At 71.3% G+C, this 13,450-nt stretch carries 14 protein-coding genes; 6 read left to right on the top strand and 8 right to left on the bottom strand.

The features are described 5' to 3' along the window. Nucleotides 1–74: 74 nt before the first annotated feature. A complete protein-coding gene (locus ABD844_RS30175) occupies nucleotides 75–746 on the bottom strand; it encodes a DUF4230 domain-containing protein (RefSeq protein WP_344885598.1) in 672 nt (223 codons plus the stop codon). 61 nt (nucleotides 747–807) lie between these two features. Next, the gene (locus tag ABD844_RS30170) at nucleotides 808–2,439 is read right to left on the bottom strand and encodes a hypothetical protein (RefSeq protein ID WP_344885596.1); all 1,632 of its coding nucleotides are present in this window, start codon (nucleotides 2,437–2,439) and stop codon (nucleotides 808–810) included. Between the two features lie 228 nt (nucleotides 2,440–2,667). Between ABD844_RS30170 and ABD844_RS30165 the strand changes: the two genes are divergently transcribed. Genes ABD844_RS30165 through ABD844_RS30150 form a run of 4 tightly spaced genes read left to right on the top strand, consistent with a single transcriptional unit; the run spans nucleotide 2,668 to nucleotide 6,274 of the window. Beyond that, nucleotides 2,668–3,219, top strand: a complete 552-nt coding sequence (locus ABD844_RS30165; RefSeq protein ID WP_344885593.1) for a MarR family winged helix-turn-helix transcriptional regulator — start codon at nucleotides 2,668–2,670, stop codon at nucleotides 3,217–3,219. Further along, nucleotides 3,203–4,150 (top strand): tetratricopeptide repeat protein, encoded by a 948-nt coding sequence (locus ABD844_RS30160; RefSeq protein ID WP_344885591.1) that lies wholly within the window; start codon nucleotides 3,203–3,205, stop codon nucleotides 4,148–4,150. The genes ABD844_RS30165 and ABD844_RS30160 overlap by 17 nt, the downstream gene beginning before the upstream one ends. A gap of 28 nt (nucleotides 4,151–4,178) precedes the next feature. Next, nucleotides 4,179–4,808, top strand: a complete 630-nt coding sequence (locus ABD844_RS30155; protein WP_344885588.1) for a cytidylate kinase-like family protein — start codon at nucleotides 4,179–4,181, stop codon at nucleotides 4,806–4,808. Between the two features lie 56 nt (nucleotides 4,809–4,864). Next, nucleotides 4,865–6,274 (top strand): NAD-dependent malic enzyme, encoded by a 1,410-nt coding sequence (locus ABD844_RS30150; protein WP_344885585.1) that lies wholly within the window; start codon nucleotides 4,865–4,867, stop codon nucleotides 6,272–6,274. A gap of 99 nt (nucleotides 6,275–6,373) precedes the next feature. Here ABD844_RS30150 and ABD844_RS30145 read toward each other — a convergent pair whose 3' ends face one another. The 4 genes from ABD844_RS30145 to ABD844_RS30130 all read right to left on the bottom strand — a co-directional run bounded on the left by ABD844_RS30145 (nucleotide 6,374) and on the right by ABD844_RS30130 (nucleotide 10,810). Then, on the bottom strand, nucleotides 6,374–6,877 hold the full coding sequence (locus tag ABD844_RS30145) for a hypothetical protein (protein ID WP_344885582.1): 504 nt from the start codon (nucleotides 6,875–6,877) through the stop codon (nucleotides 6,374–6,376). A 72-nt stretch (nucleotides 6,878–6,949) separates the two neighbouring features. Then, on the bottom strand, nucleotides 6,950–8,500 hold the full coding sequence (locus ABD844_RS30140; protein WP_344885579.1) for a glycerol-3-phosphate dehydrogenase/oxidase: 1,551 nt from the start codon (nucleotides 8,498–8,500) through the stop codon (nucleotides 6,950–6,952). A gap of 10 nt (nucleotides 8,501–8,510) precedes the next feature. Continuing rightward, nucleotides 8,511–9,986: a glycerol kinase GlpK gene (gene glpK / locus ABD844_RS30135; protein ID WP_344885576.1), complete on the bottom strand. Its 1,476-nt coding sequence runs from the start codon at nucleotides 9,984–9,986 to the stop codon at nucleotides 8,511–8,513. 74 nt (nucleotides 9,987–10,060) lie between these two features. Continuing rightward, a complete protein-coding gene (locus ABD844_RS30130; protein ID WP_344885573.1) occupies nucleotides 10,061–10,810 on the bottom strand; it encodes an IclR family transcriptional regulator in 750 nt (249 codons plus the stop codon). Between the two features lie 103 nt (nucleotides 10,811–10,913). Between ABD844_RS30130 and ABD844_RS30125 the strand changes: the two genes are divergently transcribed. Further along, the gene (locus tag ABD844_RS30125) at nucleotides 10,914–11,540 is read left to right on the top strand and encodes a TetR/AcrR family transcriptional regulator (RefSeq protein WP_344885570.1); all 627 of its coding nucleotides are present in this window, start codon (nucleotides 10,914–10,916) and stop codon (nucleotides 11,538–11,540) included. On the opposite strand, the gene ABD844_RS30120 is transcribed toward ABD844_RS30125, so the two are convergent. Beyond that, nucleotides 11,529–12,050 (bottom strand): hypothetical protein, encoded by a 522-nt coding sequence (locus ABD844_RS30120; protein ID WP_344885567.1) that lies wholly within the window; start codon nucleotides 12,048–12,050, stop codon nucleotides 11,529–11,531. The two genes, ABD844_RS30125 and ABD844_RS30120, sit on opposite strands and share 12 nt — an antisense overlap. 111 nt (nucleotides 12,051–12,161) lie before the next feature. Here ABD844_RS30120 and ABD844_RS30115 point away from each other — a divergent pair, with 111 nt between their 5' ends. Continuing rightward, complete coding sequence (locus ABD844_RS30115) at nucleotides 12,162–12,740, top strand: YqgE/AlgH family protein (protein ID WP_344885564.1); 579 nt, start codon at nucleotides 12,162–12,164, stop codon at nucleotides 12,738–12,740. Nucleotides 12,741–12,804: 64 nt separating this feature from the next. On the opposite strand, the gene ABD844_RS30110 is transcribed toward ABD844_RS30115, so the two are convergent. Next, nucleotides 12,805–13,419 (bottom strand): TetR family transcriptional regulator, encoded by a 615-nt coding sequence (locus ABD844_RS30110; RefSeq protein WP_344885560.1) that lies wholly within the window; start codon nucleotides 13,417–13,419, stop codon nucleotides 12,805–12,807. Nucleotides 13,420–13,450: the final 31 nt, after the last annotated feature.

Here is a 13,450-nt window from a genome sequence, read left to right as displayed (position 1 = left end):
GCCTGCCGTACTGGACCCCGCCGCATAACCCCCGAAGGATTTACAACTCAGACCACTAAGGCGCGGGGAGAGGCTTAGGGCTCGTCGGTGAACTTGACCGTGACCTTGGCGAATCCGAGCGACCTGAGCATCCCCGACAGCATCGCCTTGGTGTTGGCGTCGGCCCGGCTGCGCAGGTCGCTCGCCACGGCCGCCTCGGCGATCTTCTTCTCGGCCAGCAGGTAGAGCTCCCGCTGGTCGCTGGGGGAGCCCGACAGGAAGTCCTGGACCCGGTCGAAGATGCCGCGCTGCTGCGCGAACACGTACGAGCGGCTGTTGTCCAGGTTCGGCTTCTCCAACTGGGCCCGCGGCAGGCGTACGGTGGCCGCCGTACGGTCTTCCGACACCGTCACGCCGTTCGTCGCGAGGGCCGCGAGGTCGACGTACGCGTCCACCCCGCCCGCGCCGACGAACAGCGTACGCGTGCCCTTGATCGCGTCGGGCAGGAAGTTGGCGTCCTTCTCCAGGTCCACCACCACCTGGAAGTCGCCCGTCGCGGCCTCGAACCTGCTCAGGTCCCTGATCGACTGCAGGAGCACCGGCTGGCTGCGGTCGATGGTCCGCTCGCCGAGCGGGTTGAGCCACGACCAGGCCAGGCGCCCGCCCACCACCAGCAGGACGGCCAGCACCAGCAGGCCCGCCGCATATCGCCACCTGCGACGCCGCCCGGGGGTCACCTCGGACGGCGTCGTACGGGAAGTCGTCATGCGAGCATGACTACCCGTTCGCCGATCATCAGTGCCAGCCCTTTGGTGACATCTTCGGTCCTCATTCGCCGTCGTTCTCGTGCGGTGCGGAGCCGTCGTTCTCGTGCGGTGCGGAGCCGTCGCGCGACGGAAGGCGCGGGCCGGAACCGGCGGCGGGTGACCGATGCTCCCCCTCAGGTCCGCCGCCCTCCTCCGCCGCGAGGACCTGCGGGTCCCGCGAGCCGGACACCTCGGACACCCCGGGGTCGACTACCGGCCAGCTCGCCTGCGACGTGTCGGGCCCCCAGCGGTCGGCGGGCGTGGCGGGCCCCCAGCCCTCGGAGGGCGTGCCGGAGGGGGTCTGCCCGGCGGGCGTCTGCGTCGCGGAGCCTGTCGGGGCCGTCTCACCCGGCCCCGGGTAGACCGGGTAGACGTGGCTCGACTCGGGGATCGGCCGCGCCGAGGGCGCCACCTGCGTGTGCCCGGGCCCGCCGCCGAAGTGCGTGCTCGACAGCCGGCAGCCCTGGAAGTCGCTGTAGAACATGCGCAGCCACTCCCTGCGCTGGTGCTCGCTCAGCGAGGAGAACCACGACGTCGCGTACTGGTGCTCGGGCAGCGGCGTGCCCGGCAGCGGCTCGCCGCGCAGCCAGGCCACCACGATCTGCCGGTAGCCCTCCGCGACCGTGCCCTGGCAGTTGGGGGCGAGCGACTCGACGTACTCGTGGGCGGCCTGCTCGGCGAACCCGGCCGACAGGTCGGGAACGTGCACCGGCGCCAGCCCGTTCGACGGCTTGAGCGAGTCGTCCAGCGGCCGCTGCTCCACCCGCGTGAACGCGGCGGGCGTGCCCGCCAGCCGCGAGGCGATCTGCGTGAACGCCGCGCCCAGCTCGGTCAGCCCCGCCCGCATGCCCGGGTGCACGCACACCGTGATCGGCCACTCCTGGCAGCTGTAGGCGATGTCCACCGCCGCGGCCGGCTTGGCCTGGGTGAGCACCCGCGACACGCCCATGCCCGCGGCCAGCACGGCCAGCAGCGCGCACGCCAGCACCAGCGCCTGCCTGGTCACCAGCGCCGCCCAGCCGAGCAGCAGCGCCGCCGTGATGCCGAGCAGCCAGATCGTCTGGTCGAAGAACGGCGCCCCGTTCAGCCCCTGGAACAGGTCGTACGGCTCCCCGGTCCCCGGCGCCAGCTTGTCGGCCCACCCACGGTCGTCGGCCAGCCACGAGAACAGCCCGTAGCAGGCCAGACCCGCCAGCGGCGGCGTGTACGGCCGCGGCAGCACCCACCCGGCGACCCACCCGATCACCGAGTAGAGCGCCAGCCCCGCCATGCCCATCCCCAGCCCCGGCAGGCTCAGCCGGCCCGCCTGCTCGGTGAGCACCGTCTTGACCGCCAGCACCAGCACCGTGGCCCCGAACGACCCCAGCACCACCACCACGATCGCCAGCGGCGCCTTGAGCGCCCGCCACGTCGTGAGCGAGCGCCCGCGCAGCGCCCGGCGTTTGCGCAGCGCCACCCACGCGGCGAACGCCGCCGCCACCGGCCCGGTCAGCCGGAGCGAACCGATGACCGCGGCCACGATGTTCTCCCACGCGTCAACGCCGGGTATCAGGACGTTCCACGCCGCGATCAGGCCGACAGCCAGCAGTACGGCGACCGTGACGGCCGCACTGTGCTTCAGCTCCTCTCGTGAAACGCCCGCGTGCTCACGCACCCTTGTCCTCGTTGAAGCTCATCAAACAACCCCCCGTGCCCCTCGGCGAGGCGGAAACGAACGGTCCAGGCCGGTCCCCAGGGCCATGAACTTGGCATCCGCGTCACCATGTGTACGAGAACCATAACTGAGCGTGATGATTGACGTCCGGATTCTTGGTCAAGCGGAGAATCCTGTCGCACAGAGTAATCAGACGAACCGGGACGACCAGCGCGCTACCGTAGCGCTGTGTCGCAGCCCAAGCCGCTCAACCTGCCGTTCGACCCGATCGACCGCGCCGCGGAGAGCTGGCGCGCCCACTTCGGACCGTCGGCCGCCATGGCGGCCGTTACCTCGATCATGAGAGCGCATCAGATCCTGCTGTCGCAACTTGACTCGCTCCTGAAGCCATACGACTTGACCTTCGCCAGATATGAGGCGCTGGTGTTGTTGACCTTCAGCAAGGCGGGAGCGCTGCCGCTGTCCAGGATCGGCGAGCGGCTCATGGTTCACCCCACCAGCGTCACGAACACGGTGGACAGGCTGGAGAAGTCCGGGTTCGTACGCAGGCTGCCGAATCCCCGCGACGGCCGCGGCGTGCTCGCCGAGATCACCGAGGCGGGCAGGGACGTCGTGCGGCGGGCCACCGCCGACCTGATGGCCGCCGAGTTCGGGCTCACGATGTACGCCGAGGACGAACTCCAGGGGATGTTCGACCAGTTGCGCACGCTACGGGTGGCGGCGGGTGACTTCCCCGCCTCGTCCATGCGGCAAGATGAAGGGCATGGCGGACTTCTCTAGGCCCGGGTCACTCTACGGAGCTGTCGACCTGGGCGCGCGTAAGCAGGCTCTGGATGCGCAGGCCAAGCGGGAGGCGGCAGGTCCCCAGGCGGCCTCGTCGGCCTCGGTCGTCGACGTGACCGAGGAGACGTTCACGGCCGACGTCATCGAGCGCTCCATGAGCGTGCCGGTCGTCCTCGACCTCTGGTCGCCCAGGGCGCCGGGCAGCTCCCAGCTCAGCCCGGTGCTGGAGAAGGTCGTCGGCGACCTGGGCGGCAAGGCCGTCCTGGCCAAGGTCAACGTCGACGCCAGCCCGCAGATCGCCCAGGCGCTGCGCGTGCAGGCCGTGCCGACCGTGCTGGCGATCTTCCAGGGCCAGGCCGTCACCGGCTTCCAGCAGGTGCTGCCCGAGCAGGAGGTGCGGCGCTGGCTCGACGAGCTGATGGGCGCGGTCGAGCAGTTCTACCAGGCCAACCCCGGGGCCCGGCCGCCGGGCGAGCCGGGCGAGCCGGGCGGTGCGGAGGAGCCCGCTGGGCCGCCCGCAGACCCCGACCTGGTGGCGGCCGAGCAGGCCATCGACGACGGCGACCTCGACGCGGCGATCGCGGCCTACCAGCGGCTGCTGGCCCGCGCCCCGGGCGACGAGGACGCCAAGATGGGGCTCGCGGGGGTCAACCTGATCAAGCGCACGTCCGAGGCCGACCCTGCCGACGTGCAGCGGCGCCTGCAAGACCCGGCCGACCTCGACGCCCACCTCCTGGCCGCCGACCTCGAGATGATGTCCGGGTCGGTCGACGAGGCGTTCGCCCGGGTCATCGCCGTGGTCAAGCGCACCTCCGGCGACGACCGCGATCGGGCCAGGAAGCACCTGCTCGGCCTTTTCGACGCGTTGCCCGGCGACGACCCCTCCTTGGCGAAAGCGCGGCGAGCGCTGGCGAGTGCCCTGTTCTAACCTGAGCGCCCTGTTCTAACCTGGGGGTATGCGGGTCGTCACGATATCGGCGACATACGGCACGGCCGGCAGCCAGATCGGTCCCGCCGTGGCCGGGCGACTCGGCGTGCCCTTCGTCGACCGCGCCATCCCCAGCGCGGTGGCCCAGGAGCTGGGCTGCACCCTGGAAGAGGCGCTGGCCCACGACGACCGCGCCGAGCACGGCCTCGGGCGGCTGTTCTCCGGGGCGATGCGGCTGCCGACCGTGACGTTCGGCGGCGTGGACATGTACGTCCCCGGCGCGATGCCGCTCGCGCCGGAGGAGTTCGTCCGCCGTACCGAGCGCACGCTGACCGACATGGCCCGCGACCAGGGTGGCGTGTTCCTGGGCCGGGCCGGCGCGGTGGTCCTGGCCGACCATCCGGGGGCGCTGCACGTGCGGCTCGACGCCCCGGTCGGGCGCCGCGTCCGGCAGACCGCCACGCTGGGTGAGATCGGCGAGCGCGAGGCCCGCCGGATCATCGCCGACAACGACCGGGCGCGCGCGGCCTACGTACGCCACTTCTACCGCACCGATCCGTCCGATCCGTGCCTCTATCACCTGGTTCTCGACAGCACCACGATTCCCGTGCCCGCCTGCGTCGACCTGATCGTCCTTGCCGCCGAGGCACTGGATTGACCAAACGCCCCCTAACATGGGAGGCATTCTTGGTCAGTCCCGAAGGAGCGATTGACGTGGCGACCGTCCCGAGTGTGTCGTACTCCATCACCGTGCGGCTCGAGGTGCCCGCAGGCGGCAAGGCCGTCAGCCAGCTCACCCACGCCGTAGAGTCGGCCGGGGGCGTCGTGACCGCCCTCGACGTCACGAATGCGGGGCACGAGAAGCTCCGCATCGACGTCACGTGCGCGGCCAGGGACACCGACCACGCCCAGGCCATCGTCGACCAGCTCGAGGCGGTCGAGGGCGTGGTCATCCACAAGGTGTCCGACCGCACGTTCCTCATGCATCTCGGCGGCAAGATCGAGATGAAGTCCAAGGTGCCGCTGCGCAACCGCGACGAGCTGTCCATGGCCTACACGCCGGGCGTGGCCCGTGTGTCCATGGCGATCGCGCGCAACAAGGAAGACGCGCGCCGGCTGACCATCAAGCGCAACACCGTGGCCGTCGTCACCGACGGCTCGGCCGTGCTGGGGCTGGGCAACATCGGGCCCGAGGCCGCGCTGCCGGTCATGGAGGGCAAGGCGGCGCTGTTCAAACGGTTCGCGGGCATCGACGCCTGGCCGATCTGCCTCGACACGCAGGACGTCGACGAGATCGTCCGTACCGTGCAGGTGATCGCGCCCGGGTTCGGCGGCATCAACCTCGAGGACATCGGCGCGCCGCGCTGCTTCGAGGTGGAGCGGCGGCTGCGCGAGCTGCTCGACATCCCGGTCTTCCACGACGACCAGCACGGCACCGCGATCTGCGTGCTGGCGGCGCTGACCAACGCGCTGCGCGTGGTGAACAAGAACATCGAGACCGTCAAGATCACCATGGCGGGCGCGGGCGCGGCCGGCAACGCGGTGCTGCGGCTGCTGCTGGAGGCCGGGGCGCGCAACGTGATCGTCTGCGACTACCTGGGGGCCGTGCACAAGGGGCGCGACGACCTCGACGAGTCGCTGCGCTGGATCGCCGAGCACACCAACGCCGAGGGCTACTCCGGCGACCTACGGGGGGCGATCAAGGACGCCGACGTCTTCGTGGGGGTGTCCGCGCCGGGCATCCTGACCGGTGACGACATCGCCACGATGGCCACGGACGCGGTCGTCTTCGCGCTGGCCAACCCCGAGCCCGAGGTGTCGCCCGACGACGCCCGCGAGCACGCGGCCGTGGTGGCCACGGGCCGCTCCGACTACCCCAACCAGATCAACAACGTGCTGGCCTTCCCCGGGGTCTTCCGCGGGCTGCTCGACGCCCAGGCCGGTGGGGTGACGCAGGAGATGCTGCTGGCCGCCGCGGGGGCGCTGGCCGCCGTCGTCACTCCAGAAGAGCTGGGGCCCAACTACATCATCCCGAGCGTGTTCCACCCCGACGTGGCGACGGCGGTCGCGGCGGCCGTGCGCGAGTCCGCCGGTGGGCGCGCCCGCGGTTTCACCGAGGCCTAGGCTCGCGCCTTCACCGATTCTCCGGGGCCTAGGCTCGCGGCTTCACCGAGGCAACGCGCGAGCGCCCCGAGGCGCGGGCAGCGGGTGCGGGTGAGCCCGTCAGGGCGCCGGGTGCCGGGCCGGGGCGGTGGCGGCGGGCATCAGGCGGTAGCTCTCCTGGAAGACCAGGTTGTGGGCGTCACCGGCGGCGATCACCCGCAGCGTGTCGAGCTGGCCCGCCGCGTCCGCCTCGTCGAAGACGTTCAGCGGCCAGTCGCCGACCGTGTTCCCGCGCAGGTGCGGGTGGTGGAAGTCGCGTCCGTAGTGGGCGACCACCGCGATCGGCTGCACGCCGCTCTCGCGCTGCTCGGGCCAGGTCAGCGACCACATCGCGTTGAGCCCGCCCTCCCGTGACCGGGTGACCCCGCTGGCCACCACCTCGCCGGTGCCGAGCAGCAGGTCGGCGTTGGCCTCGTCGAGGGCCCGGTGCGCCATGGGGTCGAGGAGTTCGACGGCCCTGACGAACAGGCGTTCCTTGTCCTCCCGCGTGACGGCCCGGCCGTGCGTGCCGTCGCGCAGGTCCGTGAAGTGCCTGAGCAGGGCTTCGTTGATGGGAGTACACATGCCCATCCCCTTCCCCGAGGGCGCGCCTGGCCACCTCGACGCCTGAAACGAGGGCGCCGACGGGCCCGCGGCTCAGCCGAGCAGCGCCGCGATGCGGGCGCGGACCTCCTCGGTGTCGAGACCGCGCACGGTGAGGGTGGTCCGGCGGCGTACGACGTCGTCCACCGTGGCCGCCCACTCGTGGTCGCGGGCGTAGACCGCCTGGGCCCAGATGTCGGGGCCGTCGGGGTGGACGCGCTCCCCGAGCGCGGGATCGTCGCGGATGAGCCGGGCCAGGTCGAACGCGATCGAGCCGTAGTGCGTGGCCAGGTGCCTGGCGACCAGCGGGTCCATGCGCGTGCCCGGCTCGCGCTCGGACCACAGCCGCATGGCCACCGCGTCGGGGCTGGCCAGGCCGGGCAGCGGCACGGCCGGCAGGATGTCGGCCAGGTCGTCGCCCAAGGGCTGCCCCGGCAGGTGGGCCAGGATGTCGAGCACGTACCTGCCGATGTGCCGGTAGGTCGTCCACTTCCCGCCGGCCACCGACAGCATGCCGCCCGAGCCCCTGGTCAGCACGGTCTCCCGCTTGGCGGCCGTCACCTGCCCCGGCCCGCCAGGCAGCACCCGCAGCCCGGCGAAGGCATAGGTGATGTCGTCGCGCCTGAGCTGGGAGTCGCGTACGGCGTGCCCCGCCTCGTCGAGGATCTGCGCGATGTCGGCCTCGGTGGGGCTCACCGCCGCCGGGTCGCCCTCGTACGCCTCGTCCGTGGTGCCCAGCAGCAGGTGGTCCTCCCACGGGATCGCGAACGACACGCGGTACTTGTCGATCGGCGTGGTCAGCGCCGCCTTCCACGGCTCGTGCCGGCGCAGTACCAGGTGGGCGCCCTTGGACAGGCGGATGCTGGGCGCGGCCTCGGGATCCTCCATGCGGCGCAGGTGGTCGACCCACGGCCCGGTGGCGTTCAGCACGAGGCGGGCCGACACGCCGAACTCCGTGCCGTCGAGCCGGTCGCGCAGCTCGGCGCCGGTGACGCTGCCGGAGGTCATGCGCAGCCCGACCACCTCGGCGTGGTTGAGCACGGTCGCGCCCGCGTCCACGGCGGCCCGGACGGTCATGACCGCGACGCGGCTGTCGTTCATCTGGTGGTCGCCGTAGATGGCGGCGGCCCGCAGCCCCTCGGTACGCAGCGCGGGCACCTTGGCCAGCGCCTGCTGGGGCGTGATGACCCGGCCCATGCCGTCGCCGAACACCGACAGCGCCGAGTACAGGAACACTCCGGCGCCCAGCTTGGCCGCCCCGTGCGGGCCGCCCTTGTAGATCGGCACCACGAACGTCAGCGGCTTGACCAGGTGGGGCGCGATGTCGGCGGCCAGGGCGCGCCGCTCGCGGTGGTTCTCGGCCACCAGCCTGACGTTGCCGGTCTGCAGGTAGCGCAGGCCGCCGTGGACGAGCTTGGAGGAGGCGCTGGAGGTGGCGCCGGCGAAGTCGCCCGCGTCGACCATCGCCACCCGCAGGCCCGCCTGGGCGGCCATCCAGGTCACGGACGTGCCGAGGATCCCGCCACCGATGACCAGCAGGTCGTGGGTGGTGGTGGACAGCTCTTCGCGGGCCTGCGCCCGGTCGGTGCCGATCGTGGTCGTCATGCACAACCCCCTATTGCTCGACCCAGTCCAGGGTCCGGGCCACGGCCTTCTTCCAGTTGCGGTATTCGCGCTCGCGTACGGACTCGTCGATCGCCGGACGCCACTCGGCGGCCTTGTGCCAGTTGACGCGCAGGCTGTCGAGGTCGGGCCAGTAGCCGGTGGCCAGCCCGGCGGCGTAGGCGGCGCCCAGCGCGGTGGTCTCGGACACCATCGGCCGAATCACCGGCACGGCCAGCACGTCGGCGAGCGTCTGCATGAGCAGGTTGTCGGCGGTCATGCCGCCGTCGGCGCGCAGCGTGGTCAGGTCGAGCCCGGAGTCGGCGTTCATGGCGTCGACGACCTCGCGGGTCTGCCACGCCGTGGCCTCCAGGACGGCCCGCGCGATGTGCCCCTTGTTCACGAACCCGGTCAGCCCCGCGATCACCCCGCGCGCGTCCGAGCGCCAGTGCGGCGCGAACAACCCCGAGAAGGCCGGTACGAAGTAGCAGCCGCCGTTGTCGTCGACGGTCTTGGCCAGCGTCTCGATCTCGGCCGCGCTGGAGATCAGGCCCAGGTTGTCGCGCAGCCACTGGACGAGGGAGCCGGTGACCGCGATGGCGCCCTCCAGCGCGTACGTGGCCGGGCCGTCGCCGATCCGGTAGCCGACGGTGGTGAGCAGACCGTGCTTGGAGGCGACGGGCGCGTGCCCGGTGTTCATCAGCAGGAAGCTGCCCGAGCCGTAGGTGCTCTTGGTCTCGCCGGGGTCGAAGCAGGTCTGGCCGAACAGCGCCGCCTGCTGGTCGCCGAGCGCCGAGGCCACTGGCACGCCCGCCGGGGTGTGCCCGTAGACCTCGGCGGAGGAGCGGATCTCGGGGAGCATGGCCCGTGGCACGCCCAGGATCGCGAGCAGGTCGTCGTCCCAGGCCAGGGTGTGGATGTTCATCAGCATCGTGCGGCTGGCGTTGGTCACGTCGGTGATGTGCCGCCCGGTGAGGTTCCACAGCAGCCAACTGTCCATCGTGCCGAACAGGACCTCGCCGCGTTCGGCCCGCTCGCGCAGCCCGGGGTGCTCGTCCAGCAGCCAGCGGATCTTGGGCCCCGAGAAGTACGTCGCCAGCGGCAGCCCCGCCCGCTCCTTGAACAGCGGCTCGTGCTCGGCCAGCGCGCGGGTGAGCGCGTCGGTGCGGGTGTCCTGCCAGACGATGGCCGGGCAGACCGGGCGGCCGGTGTCGCGGTCCCAGAGCACGGTGGTCTCGCGCTGGTTGGTGATGCCCAGCGCGGCGATCTGGCCGTCTTCCAGGCCGCCGCCGCTCACCGCCTCGGCCAGCACGCCCTGGACGGCCTGCCAGATCTCGTCCGCGTCGTGCTCGACCCAGCCCGGCCTGGGGAAGATCTGGCGGTGCTCGCGCTGTGCGACGGAGATGAGGTGGCCGGCCTGGTCGAAGACGATGCACCGGCTGGACGTGGTGCCCTGGTCGATGGCTGCGACGTAGTGCGGTCGGGGCACTGGGTTCCTCGCATGGGCTCAGGGTTCGACAATGCCGAACGAATGCTATGTGGTCGCAGGGAGCTGTACAAGTGTCATCTGGCGAGGTCGCGGGTGATGGCGCGGGCCGCGTCGCGTACGTAGGAGACGAACTCCATCGGCAGGTCGCCGCCCGGCGCCAGCCTCTCGACGGCGCCCCGGATGCCGATGGCGCCCACCGCGACGCCGCGCGGGTCTCTGATCGGGGCGGCGATGGCCACCTCGCCCTCGGTCAGCTCCTCCATCTCGGCCGCCCACCCGCGCGCCCTGACCCGGTCGAGCTCGGCCTCCAGCCCGGCCGGGTCGGTGATCGTGTGCTTGGTGTGCGGGCGCAGGGGCGGCGGGGGAGGCTCGCCGTAGGGGTCGAAGGCGAGCAGCACCTTGCCCAGCGCGCTCGCGTGGGTCGGCAGGTACGTGCCCACCTGCAGCGTCTGCAAGCTGTCGTCGGGCCGGAACACGTGGTGGATCACCAGCACGTGGCCCTCGTGCAGGGTGCCGATCCAGGCGCTCTCCCGGCTGCGCCCGGCCAGCGCGTCGGCCCAGTTGATGGAGCGGGTGCGCAGCTCGTTGACGTCGAGGTAGCTGCTGCCCAGGTGGAGCAGGGTGGCGCCGAGGCGGTATTTGCCGGTGGCGTCGTCCTGCTCGACGAACCCGACGTGGACCAGAGTACGCAGGATGCCGTGTAGCGTCCCCTTCGGCAGGCCGAGCGCTCTGGCCAGCTCGGCCACCCCGAGCTGGCGGGGACCGGAGGCGAGCAGCCGCAGAATCGCGGCGGCCCGCTCGACCGACTGAATCGTCTCTCCCACGAGGGAACCCTAGCGCAGTTCTGTTCGGTAATGTCGAACAGCAGTTAATGAAACACTTGTTTCGATAAGATGGATCCGGTTGCTCCGACGATGAGGAGACTTGATGGACCAACCTTCCCGTTCGGCGGGAACCGTTCGGCCCGGGGGCCGTACCGCCAGAGTGCGCGCGGCCGTCCTGGAGGCGACCCAGGACGAGCTGGTCGAGCGCGGCTTCCATGAGCTGACCATGGACCAGGTCGCGGCCAGGGCGGGCGTCGGCAAGACCACCGTCTACCGGCGCTGGGGGAGCCCCTCCGGCCTGGTCACCGACCTGATGAACGAGCTGGCCGACCAGTCGTCGCCGCATGCCGACACGGGCGGCATCGAGGGCGACCTGCGCGCCAACGCGGTGTCGGTGCTCAACGCGCTCAACGACGAGCGCCTGGGCGTCACGTTCCAGGCGGTGATCGCCGCCGGCACCGGCGACGAGCCGGCCGCCCGCGCGTTGCACGCCTTCTACCTGCGCCGCATCCAGGAGTGGGCCAACGTGGTGGACCTGGCCGTCGCCCGCGGCGAGCTGCCTGCGGGCACCGACGGCGCCGAGGTGATCAGGGCGATCTCCGCCCCGCTCTACTACCGCCTGGTCGTCACGCGGGAGCCGGTGACGCGGGAGGTCGCCGAGCGGTCGGTGGCGCGTACGCTGGCCGCCGCCAGGGCGGGCGCGTTCGTGACGACGGGCTCACGGGGATGAGCGCGGCCAGATCGAGCCGTACCACCACAGGATCCCGCCCATCACTACCAACCCGGCGGCCGTGGCGAGCTTGCCCATGAGGTCGGTGGGCGGGCCCGTGAAGGGGAGCCGGCCGTGGTGGTGACCCCAGGGGCAGTCGTTCTCGACGCGGGAGGATTCGATCAGCGTCTCCGGGACGCGATCGCCGAGTGAGAACGCCTCGATCTCGGACGCGCTGCCCTTCTGTACGGGGACCTGCCTGACGATCGTCTTGTGGGCCGGGATCGAGCCGTTGGCCAGGCTGGTGCCGTCGGCCTTCAGGTCGAAGCGCGCGAGCTGACTGGTCCGGTTGTGCAGGGTGACCCGCGCCCGGCCCGAACGGCAGCCCACGTCGTCCACGGTCATCGTGAACGGCTCTCCGGGGTCGGGCCGCGGCCAGGCGTGGGCCTCGCCGGGGAACAGCAGGGCAGGGAGGAGCAGGGCGGCCCCCAATGGCAGGAAGGCCAAAGAGAGGCGGACTCCGATGCGCATGTGCTCCTCCCGAACATGATCTCAGCTACAGAAAGTGCCCAAGTGGTCACGAAAAGTAACATCGACTCACCGGGGGAGCGCGCACCCCTGGTTAGCCTTCATGATGGAGGTATGGCGGAAGCGATCTACGTCGGCGGCTTGTTGGTGGCGACGCCACTGCTCGACGACCCCAACTTCCGGCGTAGCGTCGTGCTGATCCTCGAACACGACCACGACGGCGGCACCCTGGGCGTCGTGCTCAACCGGCCGAGCGACATCTCGGTGACGCAGGTGCTGCCGGTGTGGGATCCGCTGGTCACGGGGCCGTCGGTGTTGTTCGAGGGCGGGCCCGTACAGACTGACAGCGCGCTCGCGCTGGCGGCGGTGCCGAGCGGGGAGGAGCCGCTCGGCTGGCGGCGGCTGCACGCCGGCACCGACGCGGTCGCCCGGCTGGGCACGGTCGACCTCGACGCGCCGCCCGAGATCCTCCAGGGTGAGATCGCGCAGATGCGCATCTTCGCGGGCTACGCGGGCTGGACGTCGGGGCAGCTCGAGAGCGAGATAGCCGAAGGGGCCTGGTACATCGTCGACTCCGAGGTGGGCGACACCTTCCACGCGAACCCAGGCTCCCTGTGGCGGCAGGTGCTCCGCCGCCAGCGTGGCGAACTGGCCTTCGTGGCCACCTGTCCGGACGACCCGACGCAAAACTGACTCTCCCGCGAGCCCCGGCGAGATCGGCGCCGGGGGTCCGAGCCGGGCGCCGAACGGCGGAGGGTCAGTGCTGGAGGTCCCAGCCGGGCCGCAGGCTGCGCTCGGTCAGCTCGATGGTCTCCGTCATGCGATGCATGACCTCGCTCATGGTCCCCTCGCGGCGCGGGCACTCGAAGCCGACCCGCATGGTGGACATCGCGAACGCCACGATCAGGTGGGTGAGCTGGTCGACGTCGGGATCGACGCCCCGGCGGTCGGCGATCACCTCGGCCAGCCGCCGCTCGGTCTCCGCGCCCCTGGCCACCGACAGCCCCACCAGGTGCGGGTGACCGTCCAGCAGCTTGCGCAACTTCAGGAACCTCTCCGCGTCCGCGGGCGTTGAGCTCTCGACGTCGGCGACGACCGCGCGCATCGCATGCATGAGAGAGGTGAAAGGCGGCTCGTCGCCCGGCCGGTCCGCCAGCGCCTCCAGCATGATCTCCTCGCCGTGCTCGTGGAACCACAGCACCAGGTGATCCTTGCTGGTGAAGTAGCGGAAGAAGGTGCGGGGGGAGATCTCGACGGCCCCCGCTATCTGCTCGACGGTGGTCGACTCGTATCCTTGTTCGAGGAACAGGTCGACCGCGGCGTCGAGGATCGCCAGCCGCGTCTTCTCCTTCTTGCGTTCACGTAGACCCACTGCGGTAACTCCCTCGACATCCTTTTGTCAC

The sequence above is a fragment of the Nonomuraea antimicrobica genome, assembly GCF_039536965.1.
Taxonomy (GTDB): Bacteria; Actinomycetota; Actinomycetes; order Streptosporangiales; family Streptosporangiaceae; genus Nonomuraea; species Nonomuraea antimicrobica.
The sequence above is the reverse complement of the archived record's forward strand: the minus strand, read 5'-3'. Positions and strand labels throughout refer to the sequence as shown.